This window comes from Modestobacter sp. VKM Ac-2978 (genome assembly GCF_026968025.1).
GTDB lineage: Bacteria > Actinomycetota > Actinomycetes > Mycobacteriales > Geodermatophilaceae > Modestobacter.
Genome location: NZ_JAPVBP010000010.1, coordinates 202,061 through 220,405 on the forward strand (window position 1 = coordinate 202,061; position 18,345 = coordinate 220,405).

20 protein-coding genes are annotated in these 18,345 nt (G+C 74.4%); 11 read left to right on the forward strand and 9 right to left on the reverse strand.

Features of this window, described 5'->3' with window-relative positions; translation table 11 throughout:
• The first annotated feature begins 118 nt into the window (after nt 1-118).
• From O2W53_RS21820 to O2W53_RS21830, 3 genes are read left to right on the forward strand one after another with little or no spacing between them, the layout of a single operon-like run.
• Entirely contained in the window at nt 119-1,678 is a 1,560-nt protein-coding gene (locus tag O2W53_RS21820) for an alpha/beta hydrolase (protein ID WP_269165170.1), read from the forward strand.
• Between the two features lie 56 nt (nt 1,679-1,734).
• A complete protein-coding gene (gene ligD / locus O2W53_RS21825) occupies nt 1,735-2,802 on the forward strand; it encodes a non-homologous end-joining DNA ligase (protein ID WP_269165171.1) in 1,068 nt (355 codons plus the stop codon).
• A 30-nt stretch (nt 2,803-2,832) separates the two neighbouring features.
• Nucleotides 2,833-3,684, forward strand: coding sequence for a hypothetical protein (locus O2W53_RS21830; protein ID WP_269165172.1), 852 nt, complete (start codon nt 2,833-2,835; stop codon nt 3,682-3,684).
• Nucleotides 3,685-3,707: 23 nt separating this feature from the next.
• On the opposite strand, the gene O2W53_RS21835 is transcribed toward O2W53_RS21830, so the two are convergent.
• A complete protein-coding gene (locus O2W53_RS21835; RefSeq protein WP_269165173.1) occupies nt 3,708-4,616 on the reverse strand; it encodes an EamA family transporter in 909 nt (302 codons plus the stop codon).
• Between the two features lie 68 nt (nt 4,617-4,684).
• Here O2W53_RS21835 and O2W53_RS21840 point away from each other — a divergent pair, with 68 nt between their 5' ends.
• From O2W53_RS21840 to O2W53_RS21850, 3 genes are all read left to right on the forward strand, one after another.
• Nucleotides 4,685-5,539 carry a LysR family transcriptional regulator gene (locus tag O2W53_RS21840; RefSeq protein ID WP_269165174.1) on the forward strand — a complete coding sequence of 285 codons (855 nt, stop codon included), beginning with the start codon at nt 4,685-4,687 and terminating at the stop codon, nt 5,537-5,539.
• Between the two features lie 115 nt (nt 5,540-5,654).
• Nucleotides 5,655-6,110, forward strand: a complete 456-nt coding sequence (locus tag O2W53_RS21845) for a hypothetical protein (protein WP_269165175.1) — start codon at nt 5,655-5,657, stop codon at nt 6,108-6,110.
• A 149-nt stretch (nt 6,111-6,259) separates the two neighbouring features.
• A complete protein-coding gene (locus O2W53_RS21850; RefSeq protein ID WP_014741881.1) occupies nt 6,260-6,463 on the forward strand; it encodes a cold-shock protein in 204 nt (67 codons plus the stop codon).
• Between the two features lie 98 nt (nt 6,464-6,561).
• On the opposite strand, the gene O2W53_RS21855 is transcribed toward O2W53_RS21850, so the two are convergent.
• On the reverse strand, nt 6,562-7,020 hold the full coding sequence (locus O2W53_RS21855) for a hypothetical protein (protein ID WP_036338783.1): 459 nt from the start codon (nt 7,018-7,020) through the stop codon (nt 6,562-6,564).
• A gap of 221 nt (nt 7,021-7,241) precedes the next feature.
• Here O2W53_RS21855 and O2W53_RS21860 point away from each other — a divergent pair, with 221 nt between their 5' ends.
• Nucleotides 7,242-7,790: a hypothetical protein gene (locus O2W53_RS21860; RefSeq protein WP_269165176.1), complete on the forward strand. Its 549-nt coding sequence runs from the start codon at nt 7,242-7,244 to the stop codon at nt 7,788-7,790.
• Between the two features lie 88 nt (nt 7,791-7,878).
• Nucleotides 7,879-8,298: a peptide-methionine (R)-S-oxide reductase MsrB gene (msrB, locus tag O2W53_RS21865; RefSeq protein WP_269165177.1), complete on the forward strand. Its 420-nt coding sequence runs from the start codon at nt 7,879-7,881 to the stop codon at nt 8,296-8,298.
• A gap of 272 nt (nt 8,299-8,570) precedes the next feature.
• Here msrB and hemQ read toward each other — a convergent pair whose 3' ends face one another.
• From hemQ to hemE, 4 genes are read right to left on the reverse strand one after another with little or no spacing between them, the layout of a single operon-like run.
• Nucleotides 8,571-9,287 (reverse strand): hydrogen peroxide-dependent heme synthase, encoded by a 717-nt coding sequence (gene hemQ / locus O2W53_RS21870; RefSeq protein WP_269165178.1) that lies wholly within the window; start codon nt 9,285-9,287, stop codon nt 8,571-8,573.
• A 47-nt stretch (nt 9,288-9,334) separates the two neighbouring features.
• A complete protein-coding gene (locus tag O2W53_RS21875; RefSeq protein WP_269165179.1) occupies nt 9,335-10,255 on the reverse strand; it encodes a DMT family transporter in 921 nt (306 codons plus the stop codon).
• Nucleotides 10,252-11,625: a protoporphyrinogen oxidase gene (hemG, locus tag O2W53_RS21880; protein WP_269165180.1), complete on the reverse strand. Its 1,374-nt coding sequence runs from the start codon at nt 11,623-11,625 to the stop codon at nt 10,252-10,254. Before hemG ends, O2W53_RS21875 begins: the two co-directional genes overlap by 4 nt.
• On the reverse strand, nt 11,622-12,668 hold the full coding sequence (gene hemE / locus O2W53_RS21885) for a uroporphyrinogen decarboxylase (RefSeq protein ID WP_206330755.1): 1,047 nt from the start codon (nt 12,666-12,668) through the stop codon (nt 11,622-11,624). The genes hemG and hemE overlap by 4 nt, the downstream gene beginning before the upstream one ends.
• Before the next feature lie 169 nt (nt 12,669-12,837).
• On the opposite strand from hemE, the gene O2W53_RS21890 reads away from it, so the two are divergent.
• From O2W53_RS21890 to O2W53_RS21900, 3 genes are all read left to right on the forward strand, one after another.
• Nucleotides 12,838-13,458 (forward strand): DUF3000 domain-containing protein, encoded by a 621-nt coding sequence (locus O2W53_RS21890; RefSeq protein WP_269165181.1) that lies wholly within the window; start codon nt 12,838-12,840, stop codon nt 13,456-13,458.
• A 127-nt stretch (nt 13,459-13,585) separates the two neighbouring features.
• A complete protein-coding gene (locus O2W53_RS21895) occupies nt 13,586-14,296 on the forward strand; it encodes a LuxR C-terminal-related transcriptional regulator (RefSeq protein WP_036338804.1) in 711 nt (236 codons plus the stop codon).
• Entirely contained in the window at nt 14,293-15,555 is a 1,263-nt protein-coding gene (locus O2W53_RS21900; RefSeq protein ID WP_269165182.1) for a ribonuclease D, read from the forward strand. Before O2W53_RS21895 ends, O2W53_RS21900 begins: the two co-directional genes overlap by 4 nt.
• Nucleotides 15,556-15,558: 3 nt before the next feature.
• Here O2W53_RS21900 and O2W53_RS21905 read toward each other — a convergent pair whose 3' ends face one another.
• The 3 genes from O2W53_RS21905 to O2W53_RS21915 form a co-directional block, all read right to left on the reverse strand.
• On the reverse strand, nt 15,559-16,095 hold the full coding sequence (locus tag O2W53_RS21905) for a DUF1697 domain-containing protein (RefSeq protein WP_269165183.1): 537 nt from the start codon (nt 16,093-16,095) through the stop codon (nt 15,559-15,561).
• Nucleotides 16,096-16,188: 93 nt separating this feature from the next.
• Nucleotides 16,189-17,472, reverse strand: a complete 1,284-nt coding sequence (locus O2W53_RS21910; protein ID WP_269165184.1) for a sugar ABC transporter permease — start codon at nt 17,470-17,472, stop codon at nt 16,189-16,191.
• Between the two features lie 9 nt (nt 17,473-17,481).
• Entirely contained in the window at nt 17,482-18,288 is an 807-nt protein-coding gene (locus tag O2W53_RS21915) for an ATP-binding cassette domain-containing protein (protein ID WP_269160459.1), read from the reverse strand.
• Nucleotides 18,289-18,345: the final 57 nt, after the last annotated feature.

The following is an 18,345-nucleotide window of genomic DNA, read 5'->3' on the forward strand; positions in this document are numbered from 1 at the left end:
GGGCGGGGTGAGCACCGGGGCGGGGTGAGCAGCGGGCGGCTGGATTCGCGGCGCGCTGAGCGGTTCCCACGCCGTACCTGGCTGCCACTCCCAGGTTCGCCTCCTACCCTTGCCGATCATGACCGCGCACCGCCGCCTGGCCACCACCGGAGGAGCGTTCCTCGCCCTCGCCCTGACCCTCGCCGGGTGCACCTCCTCCGACGAGGGCGAGACGGCCGCGACCAGCGCCGCTCCGGAGGCGCCGGCAGAGCCGGAGCCGCAGCTGATCGACTGGACCGACTGCGACAGCCAGATCGACCCGATCATCGCCGGGCGGCCCGGTTCGGAGCGCGACCTCCTCTTCTCCTGCGGGACGACGACGGTGCCGGTCAGCTACGACGACCCCGAAGGCGGCACCCTGCAGCTGTTCCTGGTGCGGGCCAGCCTCGCCGGGCAGACCTACCCGATCGGCTCGCTGATGGTGAACCCCGGCGGCCCCGGGCAGTCCGCGGCCGATGCGGCCATCCAGGCGGCGCTGACGCTCCCCGAGGCGGTCGTCAACCAGTTCGACATCGTCGGCCTCGACCCACGCGGGACGGGGCTGTCCACCCCCGTCGAGTGCATCTCCGACGAACAGAAGGACGAGCTGTTCGCAGCCGACCCGCGGGCCACCGACGCCGCCTCCCAGGACGCCCTGTTCAGCCAGGTCGAGGAGGTCGCCGCCGGCTGCGCCGAGGAGTACCAGGAGGCGCTGGGCGCCTTCACCACGGTCGACGCGGCCCGCGACATGGACCTGGTCCGGCAGTCCCTCGGTGACGACCAGCTCAACTACCTGGGCTACTCGTACGGCACCACGCTGGGCTCCACCTACGCCGAACTGTTCCCCGAGCAGGTGCGCGCCATGGTGCTCGACGGCGCGGTCGACCCCGACGCCACCGCGCAGGAGGCGGCCGAGGCGCGGGCCCAGGGCTTCGAGGCCGCGTACGACGCCTTCGCCGCCAACTGCCTGTCGCTGATCAGCGGCTGCCCGCTCGGCCCCGACCCGCGCGCGTTCCTCAACGACCTGCTCGCCCAGGCCGCGGCAGCTCCCATCCCGAGCAGCCGGGAGGGTGAGACCCGGCAGGCGACGCCCGGCCTGATCCTGGGTGGCGTCCGCTCGGCGCTCTACCAGCCCTCGGCCTGGCCGCAGCTGACCCAGTCGCTGGCCGCCGCCCGCGACGGTGACGCCGCCGGCATCCTGACCCTGGCCGACACCTACACCGGCCGCAACGACGACGGCACCTACAGCAACGTGGTCGACGCGAACCTGGCGGTGAACTGCGCCGACACCGACGAGGAGTACGCGGCCACCGACGTCCAGGCCCTGGTGGCGGACTGGAACGCCCGGTACCCGCTCTTCGGCGCCGACGCCGCCCTGGGGCTCTACACCTGCTCGGCCTGGGAGGCCCCGCGCACGCCCCTGCCGGAGCGGGACGCTGCGGGCAGCCCGCCCATCCTGGTCATCGGCACGCAGGGCGACCCGGTCACCCCGGTGGCCGGCGCCGTCGACCTCGCGGAGGACCTGGAGAACGGGGTGCTGCTCACCTGGCAGGGCAACGGGCACACTGCCTACCCGAAGACCGAGTGCGTGACGGCGGCCGTGAACGCCTACCTGATCGATCTCGCCGTCCCGCAGGACGGGCTGACCTGCCCCGCGTGACCGGCTCCGGCAGGATCGGCCTCCCACCCGGTCCTGCCTGACCCGAACGGAGCCCCATGGCCAGCAGCAAGGACGCCGTCGTCCTGGAGCTCGACGGCCACGAGGTGCGGGTGAGCAACCCGGAGAAGCCGTACTTCGGGGACAAGGGCATCCGCAAGATCGACGTCGTCGAGTACTTCGTCGCCGTCGGCGAGGGCATCCTGTTCGCGCTGCGCGACCGGCCGACGACGCTGGAGCGCTGGCCGGGCGGGGTGTTCGAGGGCGCCCGGCTCTCCACCCGGGTCGACAACACCGGCGACGCGTTCTACCAGAAGCGGGTGCCGAAGAACGCCCCCGAGTGGGTGCCCACGGCGCACATCACCTTCCCCAGCGGGCGGACGGCCGACGAGATCGCCCCGGACTCGGTCGCCGTCGTCGCGTGGTGCGCCAACCTCGGGACGCTGACCTTCCACCCGTGGCCGGTGTCCAAGGGCGACGTCGAGTCCCCCGACCAGATCCGGATCGACCTCGACCCGCAGCCGGGCACCGACTTCTCCGACGCCGTCTGGGTCGCCCCGCACGTGCGCGAGCTGCTGCACGAGTTCGGCATGGAGGGGTGGCCGAAGACGTCGGGCGGCCGGGGCGTGCACGTCTACGTGCCGATCCAGCCGCGCTGGACCTTCCCCGAGGTGCGCCGGGCGGTGATCGCCTTCGGCCGCGAGCTGGAACGGCGCATCCCCGACCGGGTCACGATGAACTGGTGGAAGGAGGAGCGCGGCGAGAAGATCTTCATCGACTACAACCAGATGGCCCGGGACCGCACGATCGCCAGCGCCTACTCGATCCGGGCCAAGGCGCACGCGCCGGTGAGCGCCCCGGTCGACTGGGACGAGCTGCCCGACGTCTCGCCCTTCGACTTCGACGTGCTCACCATGCCTGCCCGGTTCGCCGCCGTCGGTGACAAGCACGCCGGCCTCGCCGACCACGCCTTCGACATCACGCCGCTCGTCGAGCTGGCCGACCAGCAGGAGCGCGACCTCGGGCTGGGTGAGATGCCCTATCCGCCGGACTACCCCAAGATGCCCGGCGAGCCGATGCGGGTGCAGCCCAGCCGCGCGAAGAAGGTCCCCGCCGCGGAGGACTGAGCCGAGGGCTCGCCGCGCTAGCGTCGCACCGTGGCCGATCACCCGACGCAGGCCTGGGACCTGGTGGCGGAGGGGCGCCGGCACCGGGTGGAGACGACCGGTTCCGTCTCGCGGACGGTGCGGTGGCGCGTCGACGGGCGGGTGGTGGCCGCCAAGAAGTCCAGCGAGGACACCGTGCGGCTCAAGCCGGGTGACCGGCTCAAGGGCGAGGACGACGTCAGCGAGGACGACGTCAGCCCGGACGACCAGCCGGCCGACGTGGAGCAGGACATCGGCTCGGTAACGGTGCAGTACACCGGCCTCGGGAAGCCGAAGCGGGCCACCTGGTACCCGCTCGCAGACGGCGCCGCCGTGCGCGCGGCGCTCGGCACCGGCGGGATCGACCTGGAACCGGAGACGGGGTCCCCGGCCGCGCTCCGGGAGGAGCGGATCCGTCAGCACCCCCGCCGGTACGCCGTGCTCGCCGTCGCCGGCGGCGTGGCGAAGGTGGTCCTCCCGCTGCTTCTCGGGCTGCTCGCCGTCCGGCTGACCGTCGCACTCCCCTGGCCCGACTGGGACCTGCCGTCGATCCCGTGGCCCGACTGGGACCTGCCGTCGATCCCCTGGCCCGACGTGGACCTGCCCGACGTGGACCTGCCGGACTGGCAGGCCCCGGCCTGGGTGCGGTGGATTGCCGACAAGGCCCAGTTCGTCTGGCCCGTCCTGCTGGCCGCCTACCTGGCCCGTCGGGAGATCCGCCGCCGGCGCGAGCAGGACGCCCTGCGGGCGCAGCGCCGGGCAGAGCAGCAGTCCGAGGCCGGTCACGAGGCCGGTCACGAGGCGAGCCGCGAGGCCGGTCACGAGGCGAGCCGCGAGGACGACGACCGGCCGCCGTCCCCCTGACGGGCCGCCGCGGACGGTGGCGCTCAGCCGGCCGGGCGACGGGCGGGCAGTTGACCGGCGACGTTGGCGCCGACGATCGCGGCGATGGCCAGCCAGGCGTCCCAGGGCTGCCCCTGCCCCAGCACGACCAGGCCGACCACGGTGGCGATCACCGGGTGGATGCTCATGAACACCCCGTAGGCGCCGGCGGGCACCCGGCGCAGCGCCAGCAGGTCGACGAACAGCGGGACGGCGGAGGCCAGCACCCCCGCGGTGACGGCGTACCCCGCGACCACCAGCGACGGCGGGTGCGCGACCAGCACGACGATCCCCACGGGGAGGAACAGCAGCGCCGACAGCCCCGCCGCGGTGGCCGGGCCGGTGCCGCCGGGCACCCGGGCACCGAGCTGCCGGTTGACCAGGATGTAGCCGGCCCAGCAGGCGGCGGCCAGCAGCCCCAGGGCGATCCCGGTGTGGTCGGTCGTCGGCTGCGGCCGGCTGAGCGCGACCACGCCCGCGAGGGCCACCAGCGCGCAGACCAGGTCGCGCCGCCGCCGGGAGGCGGCCAGCGCCACGCCGAGCGGACCCAGGAACTCCAGCGTCACCGCCAGGCCCAGGCCGATCCGCTCGATCGCCGCGTACAGCGACAGGTTCATCGTCGCGAACACCACGGCCAGCAGCAGGACCGGCCGCCACTGGGCCGCGGTGAGCCGCCACGGCCGCGGCCGGACGACGCCCACCAGCACGATCCCGGCCACCCACTGCCGCACAGCGACGACGCCGACCGCACCGATCACCGGGAACGCCAGCGCCCCGACCGCCGCGCCGACCTGGTTCGCCAGCGCGCTGCTCAGCATCAGCGCCACACCGACGCCCGCCCCTGAGGGGAGGCCGGGCAGACGTCCTGCCCGCTGGTCGGCTGCGGCCTGGTCGATCTGCTGGGCGCTGCTCACCGGTCGACCCTGACCCGGACGGGTGCATGCGCAAAATGCAATCACCGCGGGATGCATACGCTGCACGCATGACCGTTGAGCTGCGGCACCTGCGGTGCCTGGTCGCGATCGTGGAGACCGGCACCTTCACCGACGCCGCCATCGAGCTCGGCGTCTCGCAGGCCGCCGTGTCCCGCGGCCTCGCCGCCCTCGAGGGCGAGCTCGGCACCCGGCTGCTGCGGCGCTCCGCACGCCAGGTCACCCTCACCACGGCGGGACAGCGGGTGCTCGACCGGGCCCGGCGGGTCCTCGCCGAGGTCGGCCAGCTGGTCGAGGAGGCCGGCGGTACCGCGACCCGGCTGCGGATCGGGCACGCCTGGTCGGCGATGGGCCGGCACACCCTGGACTTCCAGCGTCGCTGGGCGGTCCAGCAGCCGGGCACCGAACTGCGCCTGGTGCGCACCAACTCCCCCACCGCCGGCCTGGCCGACGGGGCCTGCGACGTGGCCGTCCTCCGGGTCCCGCCGGACCCGCAGCGCTTCGACAGCGCGCTGGTCGGGGTGGAGCGGCGGGTGTGCGCGGTCGCCACCGACGACCCCTGGGCCCGCCGCCGGTCGCTGCGGATGGCCGAGATCGCCGAACGGACCCTGCTGGTCGACCGCCGGACCGGCACGACGACGCCGGAACTGTGGCCCGAGGGGGCGCGCCCGGCGGTCTCGCACACCCAGGACGTCGACGACTGGCTCACCGTGATCGCCACCGGCCGCTGCGTCGGGGTCACCGCGGAGGCGACCGCTGCCCAGTACCAGCGCCCCGGGGTCACCTACCGGCCGATCCGGGACGCCGAGCCGGTCGCCGTCCGGCTGGCCTGGTGGCGAGACGACCCGCACCCGGCGTCACCGGCCGCCGTCGCCCTGCTCACCGAGCTCTACCGGCGCAGCTGACGACGGCTCCCTCACCCGCAGGGGTGAGCGAGCCGGACAGCGCTGTCGCGCGGGGCGCTTCCTGTCGTTGAGGAGACGTTCGGTCCCACGGTCAGACAGGCGGAGGAACAGGGTCATGCGGGTCGCGCTCTTGGTGTACGGCGTGCTGTACGTCGTCATCGAGGTCGTCGGGTACCAGCTGGAGCAGGTCAGCTGGCCCGAGCTCACGCCCCTGGACGTCGCCACCGCGCTGACCAACGCCTTCCTGACCGTCGCCGTGCTCGTCGCCGTGCTGGTGGGGATCGACCTCGCCGGACACCGCTGGCGCCGCCACCTGCGGACGGTCGCGCAAGAGCGGGCCCGGCTGGCACTCGAGGAGTGGGCGGCCCCCGAGCCGCTCACCGTGCAGGCCTGGCGGCCGGGGCCCCTGGCGCTGCCCGCCGCCGCGGCTCCCCGTCCGACGGGGAGGACGCGGACCAGGACAGGCCCGGCGCAGGAGGGCCGCGCGCCCGACGCCCACGCACCGAACGCCTACGCCCGCCAGGCCTGGTCGGAGGACGCCTCCCGGGACGCCTCCGGACGCCTGCTCTGATCCTCCGCGCCACGGCCCGGATCGGCTCGCCGGGGATCTTTGTGCCCCTGACCTCCCACAGATCGACAGAACCCGCTAGGGTCGTACTCGTCGGGAAGGCCCTGCGCATTGGCAGGACCCCGACGCACGACCTCAGCTAGGAGCGAGCAATGCCCGAAGGAACAGTGAAGTGGTTCAACGCAGAGAAGGGGTTTGGCTTCGCCACCCCGGACGGCGGCGGCCCGGACGTCTTCGTCCACTACTCGGCCATCCAGACCAGCGGGTACCGCTCGCTCGATGAGGGCCAGCGCATCTCGTTCGACATCGAGCAGGGCCAGAAGGGCCCGCAGGCGGCGAACGTCAACCCGGTCTGATCTCCAGACCGAGGAGCTGAACGCAGCCCTCTCGAACCACCGACAGTGCCCCCGCCCGGGAAACCGGACGGGGGCACTGTCGTGTCCGGCCCCGGTGGTCAGCGCGCCCGGGGCACGTACCCGCCGATCAGGGCGGACATCAGCAACGCTCCGTCGTCGGGCCCGATCGCAGCCGCGGCGTCGGCGAAGGCCCGCCAGCGCTCCCGCTCCACGTCGGTCATCGCGCTGGCAGCCCGGGCGCCGGCCTGCTCCAGCAGACGGTCCCACTCGCTCTGCGGTGTCGGCCAGAGACCGGTGAGCCGGCGAGCCTCCCCCGAGACGGCGGTGAACCGGACGATCTCGCCGGCGTGGTTGGTGAGCGCCTCGGCGTAGCCGGCGGTGACCAGCGCGTTGGCCGCCGAGACGACCTGCGGCTTGGGCAGGCCGCTGGCCGGCACGACCGCGCCGAGGTAGGGGGCGCTGCCGTGCGGCGGTTCGTCGATCAGCCGGACGATCGCCCGCAGGACGGGGAGATCGCGGGTGAACCAGGTGTCGGCCAGGGGCTGCGGGGTGCTCATGGGTCCTCTCGGCGGACGGCGGCGCCACCGGACGCGGCGCCGCGCCCACGGTACGAGCACCGGACCAGGGCAGCGCAGCCGCACATCACCGGCCACCCGGCCGCTGCTTAGCGGGGCGAACTTCGTTACCGGATGTTGATCGACCCTTGCGCTGGGCGATGACAGGATCGGGGTGTCCACCGCCCCGCACGCGAGCTCGCGCCGCCCGCTCGAGGAGACCCGTGTCCCGACGCAGCACGCCCCGCGCCGTCGTCCTCGGCCCGGTCCTCGGCTCCCTCCTCGGTCTGACCCTCGTGGCGTCCACCGTCGGGCCGGCCGGCGCTGCCTCCGGCGCCGACCCGGTACCCGTAGTCGTCTCCTCGACGGCGGTCGACGGGCTGGACGGTCCCGGCGACCTCGTGGCCGACCCGCTCGCCACGGCCGCTGACCCGGGCTCGACGGTCGCCGCCGACGCCGGACCCGCCGCGACGGTCAGCGACCCGTGGCCACTGCGGGAGGAGGAGGTGACCGTTCTGGGGACGGGGTTCTCGCCGGAGGAGAAGGTCACCGCCGAGCTGCCCGCACGCCTCCGGGGCCAGCTCGGCACTGCGGTGGCCGGCCCGGACGGCACCGTCGCCATCCCCGTGCGGGCGCCGACGGCGCTGCAGGCCGGCGCACACGAGGTCCTGCTGCGTGGCACCTCGGGTGCCACGGCGAGCACGAGCATCCAGCTCCGTCCGGTGGTCGAGGACCAGCTCACCCGGCTCGCCCGCTGGTGGCCGCGCGGCTGACCGCAGCCTCCGGCGCCTGACCGCAACGCCGCTGACCAGGGCGGCAGGGGCCCCGGCACGGGTGGCGGAGCCGCCGTACCGTGGGGTCATGACCACTTCCGCCCACCAGCCCCAGGTCGTCAAGAGCGACGAGGAGTGGCGCGCCCAGCTGTCGCCGGAGGAGTACGCCGTGCTCCGCCAGGCGGGTACCGAGCGGCCGTGGACCGGTGAGTACGTCGACACCAAGGCGGTCGGCACCTACTCCTGCCGGGCCTGCGGCGCCGAGCTCTTCCGCTCCGAGACGAAGTTCGACTCGCACTGCGGCTGGCCGTCGTTCTACGAGCCCTCCGAGCAGGACAACGTCGTCCTCCGCGACGACACCGCGCTCGGGATGCGACGCACCGAGGTCCTCTGCGGCAGCTGCCACAGCCACCTCGGCCACGTCTTCGCCGACGCCCCCCAGACCCCCACCGGCGACCGCTACTGCATCAACTCCGTCAGCATCAAACTGGACCCCAGCAAGAGCTGACACCCAGCACGACAGAGAGGCCCGTACCCCAGTGGGGCACGGGCCTCTCTGCGTGACCGGGAACGAGTACGGACCCGCCGCTGTGTCGCGCCAGCGACCCCGCGGGACCCGGCGCGGGCCCGGAGGGTCCCGCCGGGGACGGCGGCCAGCGGCTCGGCGATCCTGACGCGGGGCCCGGAGGGTCCCCGGCAGGACCGCCGGGAACGGCTCAACGCCAGCCGGGCACGACTCCTGGCCGCGGTGTCATCGCGGAGCGATGACCATGTGCATCATCACGGCAGGTCCGCCACCAGCTCCGCGACCTGCTTGCGGGTGCCGGTGTAGAACGGCACCTCCTCGCGCACGTGCCGGCGGGCCCGGCTGGCGCGCAGGTCGCGCATCAGGTCGACGATGCGGTGCAGTTCGTCGGCCTCGAAGGCGAGCATCCACTCGTAGTCGCCGAGCCCGAACGAGGAGACGGTGTTGGCCCGCACGTCGGGGTAGGGCCGGGCCTGCATGCCGTGCTCCTTGAGCATGTCCCGCCGCTCCTCCTCGGGGAGCAGGTACCACTCGTAGGAGCGCACGAACGGGTAGACGCAGACGAAGCGGCGCGGCTCCTCGTCGGCGAGGAACGCCGGCACGTGGCTCCGGTTGAACTCGGCGGGGCGGTGCAGCGCCATCTGCGACCAGACCGGCTCGAGGCGGCGACCCAGGGCGGTGCGGCGGAACCGGCCGTAGGCCTCCTGCAGCGCCTCCGGGGTCTCGGCGTGCCACCAGATCATGAGGTCGGCGTCGGCGCGCAGGCCGGCGACGTCGTAGACGCCGCGGACGACGACGTCCTTGCCGGCCAGCTCCTCGAACAGGGCGGTGACCTCGTCGGCGGCGGCGCCGCGCTGGTCGTCGTCGAGCGGACGGGCCAGCTTGAACACCGACCACATCGTGTAGCGGATGAGGGCGTTCAGCTCGTTCGCCCGCTTGCCGATGCTGCGCTCTTCGGTCTGCTCGCTCATGTCCTCATTGTCGCGCGCCCGGCGGGGACCGCGTCGTCGGGATCCGGTCAGCCGACGGCCGTCCGGCGTCCTGGCGGGCGCAGCACCAGCGCGACGCCGACGGTCGTGACCACCACCCCGAACAGCGACAGCGGCAGCAGCTCCTCGCCGAACAGCAGGTAGGCCTCCACCGCGGTCGCCGGCGGGACCAGGTACAGGAGGCTGGAGACCCCGGAGGCGCTGCCGCGCCGTAGCAGGAGGAGCAGCAACAGGACCGCCCCCAGGGACAGCGGCAGCACCAGCCAGACGAGGGCGAGGACGAAGTCGGCCGTCCACTGGATGGCCATGCTCTCGGTGAGGCCGGCGACGGCGACCAGCGCGAGGGCGGCGGCGGCGTACTGCACGGCGGTGCCCGACAGCAGCGGGATGTGGTCGCCGTGCTTCTTCTGCCACAGCGTGCCCGCCGTCCCGCACAGCAGCGCGACCAGGCACGAGACGACGCCGACCGGCGGGACCGTGCCCTGCTCCCCCGCCGCCCCGGCGAGCCCCGGGGCGAGGACCAGCGCCACGCCACCGACGCCGAGGACCAACCCCAGCCACTGCACGGCCCACAGCCGCTCGCCGAGCAGCCGGGCGGCCAGCGCCGCCGTCAGCACCGGCTGGAGGCTCACCGTGACCGCGGCGACGCTGGCGGGCAGGCCCGAGTCGATGGCGAAGAAGACCCCACCGAGGTAACCGGCGTGCAGCAGCAGCCCCGCGACCCCGGCCCGACCGGCCGACGTCCGGCCGGCCGGCCACGCCGCCCGCAACGCGACGGCGAGCGCCGCCAGCAAGACCCCCGCCAGCGCCAGCCGTAGCGCGAGGAAGGTGAACGGCTCGGCGTAGGGCAGCCCGTACTTGGCGCCGACGAACCCGGTGCTCCAGAGCAGCACGAAGACGACGGGGGCGACGGCGATCGCCGCGCGCCGGACGCGGGCCGGTGCGCTCACAGCAGGGCGTGGACCGCCCGGCGGGCGTCGCGGACGCAGGCCGGCACCCCGACCCCGCCGTAGGCGGCCCCGGCCACCGCGAGCCCGGGGACGGCGTCGACCGCCGAGCGGATCGCAGCGACCCGCTGCGGGTGCCCAACCAGGTACTGCGGCAGCCCGTCGACCCAGCGCACCAGCTCGGTCTGCACCGGTTCGGGCCGCTCGAGGTCGAGCAGCTCGGCGACGTCGGCGACCACGGCGGCGGTGAGCTCGGCGTCGTCCCACTGCAGGGCGGCGTCGTCGCCGAAGCGGCCCACCGACGACCGGACCCGGAGCACCGGTGCACCCTCGGGGCCGGACAGGTGCGGCCACTTCGACGAGGAGACGGTGACGCCCTTGACCAGCCGGCCGGTCACCGGCGGCACGAGCAGCCCCGAGCCGGCCGCGACCGGCTGGTCGGGGAAGGCCATGGCGACCACGGCCATCGACGCGTACGGGATGCCCTGCAGCGGCTGCACCGCATCGGGGGCGACGTCGGCGAGCAGCCGGGCGGCCGGGCCGGCCGGGGTGGCGAGCACGACGGCGTCGGCGGTCAGCGTCCCGCCGCCGTCGACGTCCAGCTCGAAGCCGGCGGGGGTGCGGCGCAGCGCCGTGACCCGGGTCCGCAGCCGCACCTCGGCGCCCGAGGCACGCACCAGGGCGTCGGGCAGCGAGCCGATGCCCTCGCGGACCGTGACGAACACCGGGCCGTCGACGTCGCCGCGGCTGCGGGCTCCGGCGTCCCGGGCGGCGACGGCGGCCCCCAGCAGGGAGGTGGCAGCCGGCAGCTCGGCGGCGAGCGCGGGCATGGTGGCGGCGAGGGAGAGGTCGTCGGGGCGGCCGGCGTAGACGCCGCCGAGCAGCGGCTCGACGAGCCGGTCGACGACCTCGTCGCCGAGCCGCTCCCGCAGCAGGCCGCCGACGGAGACGTCGCCGTCCAGCTGCAGCGGAGGCAGTTCCGCCTCGGCCCGCACCCGGGCGACCCCGGCCGGGGTCAGCACACCGTCCAGGCCGTCGGCGGTCGTCGGCACGCCCTGGAGCGTGCCGGCCGGCAGCGGGAAGCGGCCCTCGGGCAGCACGATGGCGGCCTGGGTGGTCTGCGCAGGCACCAGCTGGTCGGCCAGGCCGAGCTGCTCGATGAGCTCGACGGCCTCGGGCACCCGGGCCAGCACCGCCTCGGGGCCGGTGTCGTACCAGCGACCGGCGAGGTCGACCCGGTCCAGCTTCCCGCCGATGCGGTCACCGGCCTCCAGGACGACGACCTCCCCGTCGGGGTGCGCGCGGCGCCACTCGAACGCTGCGGTGAGCCCGGTGATCCCGGCGCCGACGACGACCAGCCGGCGGGTGCTCATCTCGCGGTCAGCTCGTGCACCAGCTCCACGACGTGGGTGAGCACGCCCGGGTCGGTGTCGGGCAGCACGCCGTGGCCGAGGTTGAACACGTGCCCACGGGCGGCCCGGCCCTGCTCGACGATGCGGCGCACCTCGCGGTCGACGGTCTCCCGGTCGGCCAGCAGGACGGCGGGGTCGAGGTTGCCCTGCAGTGAGTACCCGGGGCCGACGCGGCGGGCGGCCTCGTCCAGCGGCACGCGCCAGTCGACGCCGACGACGTCGGCACCGGCGTCGCCGATCAGCGGCAGCAGCTCCCCCGTGCCCACGCCGAAGTGCACCTTGGGCACCTCCGGGCGGGCCAGCCCGTCGAAGACGGCACGCGAGTGCGGCAGCACGCGCCCGGCGTAGTCGGCCGCGGACAGGACCCCCGCCCAGGAGTCGAAGAGCTGCACCGCGCTGGCGCCGGCGTCGACCTGCACGCGCAGGAACGTGGCGGCGCTGACCGCGAGCCGTTCCAGCAGCCGCTGCCAGGCCGCGGGCTCGGCGTACATGAACGCCTTGGTGCGGGCGTGCTCCTTGGAGGGGCCGCCCTCGATCAGGTAGGTCGCCAGGGTGAACGGCGCCCCGGCGAAGCCGATCAGCGGCGTGGCACCGAGCTCGGCGACCAGCCGCTGGACGGCGGTGGCCAGGAACTCCAGCCGGTCGGGCTCCAGGGCGGGGAGCGCGTCGACGTCGGCGACGGTGCGCAGCGGCGAGGCGATCACCGGCCCGACGCCCGGCTTGATCTCGATGTCGACCCCGGCCACCACCAGGGGCAGCACGATGTCGGAGAAGAGGATGGCCGCGTCGACGCCGTGCCGGCGGACCGGCTGCATCGTGATCTCGGTGACCAGGTCGGGGTCCTGGCAGGCCTGGAGCATCGCGGTGCCCTCACGCAGCGCGCGGTACTCCGGCAGCGACCGGCCGGCCTGGCGCATGAACCAGACCGGCGTGCGCGAGACCGGCAGGCCCCGCATCGCGCGGACGAGATCGGAGTCGGCGGCCGGTCCTGCAGCTGTTCCCACGGACGCCGATCCTCCCAGACGTCACCGTGGCCGGCTCCGCCCCTCCACCAGGCCCTGCACCGGATCCCTCCAGCGGGCCGGGCGCAGCGGAGGTCACGGCTGTGCGTCGGCTGGGCGGGGCGGCGCGTCGGGGCGGGCACTCCGGTCGTGGGCGACCTACCCTGCGCAGGTGGCCCAGCAGCGCAAACGCCTCGACGACGGCACCCCGCCGCCGGAGCGGCCGGTCGCGTTCCAGGCCGCCCTGGAAGCACTGGCCACGGTGCGCCCCCGGCCGGAGGTCGTCGTCGAGCAGATCCCGGCGCCGCAACGACTCGCCCCGTGGTCCTCCGCGATCGGCGTGCGGGTCGCCCACCCCGACGACGAGGAGGAGGAGGAGCTGGCCAGCGGCCGGTTCATCCTGCTGTACGACCCGGAGGGGCACGACGCCTGGCAGGGCACCACCCGCTGCGTCGGCTACGTCTCGGCCAGCACCGACTCCGACATGGTCGACGACAGCATGTTCTCCGAGGTCGCCTGGAGCTGGCTGACCGACGCGCTGGCCGAGTCCGGGGCCGCCCACCACTCCGTCGGCGGCACGGTCACCCGCACCGCCTCCACCCGCTTCGGTTCGATCGCCGCCCCGGAGCACTCGGTCGACGTCGAGATCCGCGCCTCCTGGACGGCGGAGGGCACCGACCTCGACCGGCACCTCACCGCCTTCCTCGAGGTGCTCGGCACGGCCGCCGGCCTGCCCCCACCGGGGATCCGGCTGCTCGCCGCTACCGAGCAGACCGGCCCCGACGACGCCTAGACTCGGCGTCCGTACTCCACTCGGCGTAATCGGACGTCGGCCGAGTGCGCGGACACGCCGGGCCGTTCGCCGGGTGATCACCCGTTGATCACCTGGTCGTCGACCCGGTCCGACGACGGGAGGGTCGATGCCCCAGGGCCAGCCGTGGTCCGACGGCGTCCTCTTCGGTCCGCACGCCAGCGCCCTGGTCGTCGACCCGTTCCCGCTCGTCCGGGAGGCCCTGGCCGGCCGGCTGCGCACGCTGGGCGCCCGGGACGTCGAGGAGGCCGCCTCCCTGGAGGAGGCGCGGGTCCGCGCGCACGTCTCCGGCCCGCGGGCACTGTGCGTGCTGGAGGTCGACCTGCCCGAGGTCGAGCCGGAGGCCGCCGGCCGCGGCGGGGACCACGGGCGCGGGCTCGAACTGCTCCCGACCCTGCGCACCGAGGGCTGGCCGGTGACCGTCGTGCTGACCTCGGTCACCGACCCGGCCGTCGTCCGGGCGGCCTTCCTGGCCGGGGTGCAGGGCTACCTGCTCAAGACCAGCCCGCTGGCCACGGTGACCGGAGGGCTGCGGGCGTCGCTGTCCGGGGAGGTCTTCGCCGACCCCGGGATCGCCACCAGCCTGGCCCGAGGGCTCACCCGGAGCGGGGTGGAGGAAGCTGTCGGGGAGTTGTCCGCCCGGGAACGGGACATCCTGCGGCTCGTCGCCGACGGGCACACGAACAAGGAGATCGGCGAGAAGGTGGACCTGTCCGCACTGACCGTGAAGAGCCACCTGGCGCGCATCGCGCGCAAGCTGGGCACCGGCGACCGGGCGCACATGGTGGCGCTGGGCCTGCGCTCGGGGGTCATCGAGTGACCACCGACCCGGGCACCGAGGTGCCCACCGACCCCGGGGTGGAGCCCGCCCTCGACGAGGGCCCGCCGGCGACGCCGCTGCTCGCCCCGCGCGACGGGCTGCCCCCGGTCGTCGAGACCTCGACCGCACTGGTCGCCTACGCCGACGCACTGGCCGCCGGCAGCGGCCCGGTCGCCGTGGACGCCGAACGCGCCTCCGGCTACCGCTACGGCCAGAGCGCCTACCTGGTGCAGATCCGCCGCGCCGGCGCCGGCACCGGCCTGATCGACCCGGTGCCGCTGCCGGACCTGACGGCCGTGCAGACCGCGATCGGCGACGCCGAGTGGGTGCTGCACGCGGCCAACCAGGACCTGCCCTGCCTGGCCGAGCTCGGTCTGGTGCCCACCCGGCTGTTCGACACCGAGCTCGCCGCCCGGCTGGCCGGGCTGCCCCGGGTGGGGCTGGGCGCCGTCGTCGAGTCGCTGCTGGGCCTCTCGCTGCAGAAGGGGCACTCGGCGGCCGACTGGAGCACCCGCCCGCTGCCCGAGGACTGGCTGGTCTACGCCGCGCTGGACGTCGAGGTGCTGGTGGAGCTCCGGGACGCCCTGGCGGAGATCCTGGCGGAGCAGGGCAAGACCGAGTGGGCCCGGCAGGAGTTCGCCGCGATCCTGGCCGCCGGTCCCCCGGCGCCCAAGGTCGACCCGTGGCGGAAGACCTCCGGGATGCACGGCCTGCGCAACCGCCGCCAGCTGGGCATGCTGCGGGCGCTGTGGCAGGCCCGCGACGACCTCGCCCGGCGGCGCGACATCGCCCCCGGCCGGGTGCTGCCCGACGCCGCCATCGTCTCCGCGGTGCAAGCCGACCCGAAGACCGAGGGCGCGCTGCTGGAGCTCCCGGTGTTCCGGGGTCGGGCGAACCGGAAGCTGGTGAACACCTGGTTCGGCGCGCTGAACCGGGGCCGCGAGCTGCCGGAGGACCAGCTGCCGCCGCACAGCCGCCCCGGTGACGGGCCGCCGCCGGTGAACCGCTGGGGCGACCGCGACCCCGCCGCCGCCGCCCGGCTCAAGGCCGCCCGGGCCGCGCTGGCCCAGGTGTCGGAGCAGTGGTCGGTACCGGTGGAGAACCTGCTCTCCCCCGACCTGGTGCGTCGGCTGATGTGGGCGCCGCCCAGGCCGGCCGACGCGGCGGCCGTGGCCGAGGTGCTGCGCGCCGGCGGTGCGCGGGAGTGGCAGGTCGAGCTCACCGGCAGCCTGCTCACCGAGGCGATCGCCGCCGGCTGACGGTCAGCCGCGGAGCAGGTCGGCCAGCCTGAGCACGGTCCGCCAGTTGCGGGTCGTGCTCACCGGCCCGCCGCCCCGACGGGCCAGGGCTCCGGCGAGCGGGCTGGCCAGCTGGCCGTGCGGGCACCACAGGAACAGCTCACGGCCCTGCACCGCGAAGGCGTCGTCCCCCGGGTCGACCGTGCGCAACCACTCCCCCAGTTCGACCGGCAGCTCGGCGGCGGCGAAGGCGACGACGTAGCGGGTGGGGTCGGTCACCACGGCGCCGAGGGGGTCACGGGTGACGACGTCGAGGAACTCCTCGGCGGTGCGGACGACGACCGGGACCGGGAAGCCGAACCGGTGTTCCAGCGCCTGCTCCACCGACCGGCCCAGCTCCTCGGCCGGCGCGGACGCCTCGAGCACGACGTTCCCGCTCTGCAGCAGCGTGCGCACCTCCCGGTGCCCCGCGGCGACGAGCAGCTCCCGCAGGTCCGCCATCCCGACCCGGTGGGTGCGGCCGAGGTTGATCCCCCGCAGCAGCAGCACGTACCTGTTCATGCCGTCGGGCTCCGCCGCACTGTCAGCTCGTGCACCACGGGCACGGCGCGCGCCACTGCACGCCGTGCCCGTGGCCGGCCCGTCGTCACGGCATCAGCGTGCCGTGGCCGCCCGGCGGCGGGCCAGCGCGTCCACCGATGCGGCCAGCAGCAGCACCCCGCCGGTGATGACGAAGTTCAGGTACGCCGCCACCCCGAGCAGCCCCAGCCCGTTGGCGATGATCGCGATGACCAGGCCACCGAGCAGTGCGTCGCGGGCCCGTCCCCGCCCGCCGAAGAGGCTGGTGCCACCGATGACCGCGGCACCGACCGCGTACAGCAGCGTGTTGCCCGCACCGGCGTCCGGCGTCACCGAGCTCAGCCGCGAGGTGGCGAGGATGCCACTGATCGCGGCCAGGCTGGAGGAGATGACGAACGCCATCACCCGGATCCGGGTCACGTTGATGCCCGCCCGGCGGGCCGCCTCGGCGTTGCCGCCGACCGCGTACATGTGCCGGCCGAAGCTGGTGCGGGACAGCACGAAGGTGACCACCAGCAGCAGCAGGATGACCAGCGGGATGGCGTACGGGATGCCGGCCAGGTCGACCGCCGCCGACAGCGCCCGGTCCTGGCTGAGGATCGCGGTCACGCCGATCACCACCACGGCCATCAGCACCACCCGGAGGACGACCAGCACCAGCGGCTGGTGGGCCAGGTCGCGGGCACGCTTGGCCCGCCAGCGCCAGAGCTCGATCGCGGCGTAGCCGACCGCCACCAGCACGGCCAGCGCCCAGCCGACCGCCAGCGGCAGGTTCTCGTTGGCCAGTGCCCGGATCACCGGTTCCCGCACCGGCACGGTGCCGCCCTGGCCGATCAGCCGCAGGGTCACGCCCTGCCAGCCCAGGAACAGCGCCAGGGTCACCACGAACGACGGGATGCCGACCATGCCGACCAGGCTGCCGGTGAACACCCCGATCACCGCACCCGTGGCGATCGCGGCGAGGACGGCGACCGGCCAGCCGAACCCGCTCTGCACCAGCACCTGGGCCAGGACCGCCGAACAGACCCCGCTGACCACCCCGGCCGACAGGTCGATCTCGCCCAGCAGCAGGACGAAGACCAGGCCCATCGCCAGCACGACGATGGGGGTGGCCTGCACGGCGAGGTTGGCCAGGTTGAGCGGAGTCAGGAAGGTGCCCGGCCGCAACACCGTGAAGAGGATGCCGAGGGTGATGATGCCCAGGACGGCCGGGAGGGCTCCCAGGTCACCGCCGCGCAGCTTGTCCAGGTACCCCCGGACGGCGCCGCCGAGGGTGTTGTCCTGCCGGTCGCCCTCGAAGCCCGCGGCGGGCTTCTGCGGACCGCTCGCCTCGGCGGCGGTCAGTGTGTTGCTCGACATGACGTCCTCTCAGTCCTCGAGGTCTTCGGCCGAGAGACCCAGGTCACCGGACCGGCCGGAGGTGATGAGCTCGATGACCTGGGTGCGGTCGACCTGGTCGATCGGGACGTCGGCGGCCACCCGGCCCAGGTAGAGCGCAGCCACCCGGTCGGCGACCTCGAACACGTCGACCATGTTGTGCGTGATGAAGACGACGGCGTGGCCGGCGTCGGCCAGCCGGCGGACCAGGTCCAGCACCTGCCGGGTCTGTGCGACCCCTAGTGCGGCGGTCGGCTCGTCGAGGATGACGAGCTTGGACTCCCACAGCACCGCCTTGGCGATGGCCACGGTCTGCCGCTGTCCGCCGGAGAGGCTGGACACCAGCTGCCGGACGGACTTCAGGGTGCGGACCGACAGCTTGGCCAGCGTCTCCCGGGCCGCCACCTCCATCGACTGCTCATCGAGCAGAACGCCGCGCTTGCGCTCCCGCCCCAGGAACATGTTCTGGACGACGTCGAGGTTGTCGGCCAGCGCGAGGTCCTGGTATACCACCTCGATCCCGAGCTTGGCGGCGTCCCGGGGGCTGTGCAGCGTGACTCGCTCGCCCTCGAACTCCACCTCGCCCGAGTCGAACGGGTGGATGCCCGCGATGCCCTTGATCAGCGTGCTCTTGCCCGCTCCGTTGTCACCGACCAGTGCGGTGACCTTCCCGGGGTAGACGGTGAGGTGGACGTCGTGCAGCACCTGGACGGCGCCGAAGCTCTTGTCCACCCCCCGCAGTTCGAGGGTGGGCCGGCCGACGGCCGTGGTGCCGTGATCGCGCTCTGGAGCGGACACGTGAGTCCCTTCTCGGCTGGACAGGCCGACAGGGGCGCCCCCCGGAGAGGGCGCCCC

What these genes read in the sequence shown, in the direction of transcription:
- O2W53_RS21820 (WP_269165170.1), top strand. Translation starts at nt 119, where the DNA reads ATGACCGCGCACCGCCGCCTGGCCACCACCGGAGGAGCGTTCCTCGCC.
- hemQ (WP_269165178.1), bottom strand. Translation starts at nt 9,287, where the DNA reads ATGAGCGAGCAGACCGAAGAGCGCAGCATCGGCAAGCGGGCGAACGAG.
- O2W53_RS21905 (WP_269165183.1), bottom strand. Translation starts at nt 16,095, where the DNA reads ATGAACAGGTACGTGCTGCTGCTGCGGGGGATCAACCTCGGCCGCACC.
- ligD (WP_269165171.1), top strand. Translation starts at nt 1,735, where the DNA reads ATGGCCAGCAGCAAGGACGCCGTCGTCCTGGAGCTCGACGGCCACGAG.
- O2W53_RS21845 (WP_269165175.1), top strand. Translation starts at nt 5,655, where the DNA reads ATGCGGGTCGCGCTCTTGGTGTACGGCGTGCTGTACGTCGTCATCGAG.
- O2W53_RS21910 (WP_269165184.1), bottom strand. Translation starts at nt 17,472, where the DNA reads ATGTCGAGCAACACACTGACCGCCGCCGAGGCGAGCGGTCCGCAGAAG.
- O2W53_RS21895 (WP_036338804.1), top strand. Translation starts at nt 13,586, where the DNA reads ATGCCCCAGGGCCAGCCGTGGTCCGACGGCGTCCTCTTCGGTCCGCAC.
- O2W53_RS21850 (WP_014741881.1), top strand. Translation starts at nt 6,260, where the DNA reads ATGCCCGAAGGAACAGTGAAGTGGTTCAACGCAGAGAAGGGGTTTGGC.
- msrB (WP_269165177.1), top strand. Translation starts at nt 7,879, where the DNA reads ATGACCACTTCCGCCCACCAGCCCCAGGTCGTCAAGAGCGACGAGGAG.
- O2W53_RS21840 (WP_269165174.1), top strand. Translation starts at nt 4,685, where the DNA reads ATGACCGTTGAGCTGCGGCACCTGCGGTGCCTGGTCGCGATCGTGGAG.
- O2W53_RS21855 (WP_036338783.1), bottom strand. Translation starts at nt 7,020, where the DNA reads ATGAGCACCCCGCAGCCCCTGGCCGACACCTGGTTCACCCGCGATCTC.
- hemG (WP_269165180.1), bottom strand. Translation starts at nt 11,625, where the DNA reads ATGAGCACCCGCCGGCTGGTCGTCGTCGGCGCCGGGATCACCGGGCTC.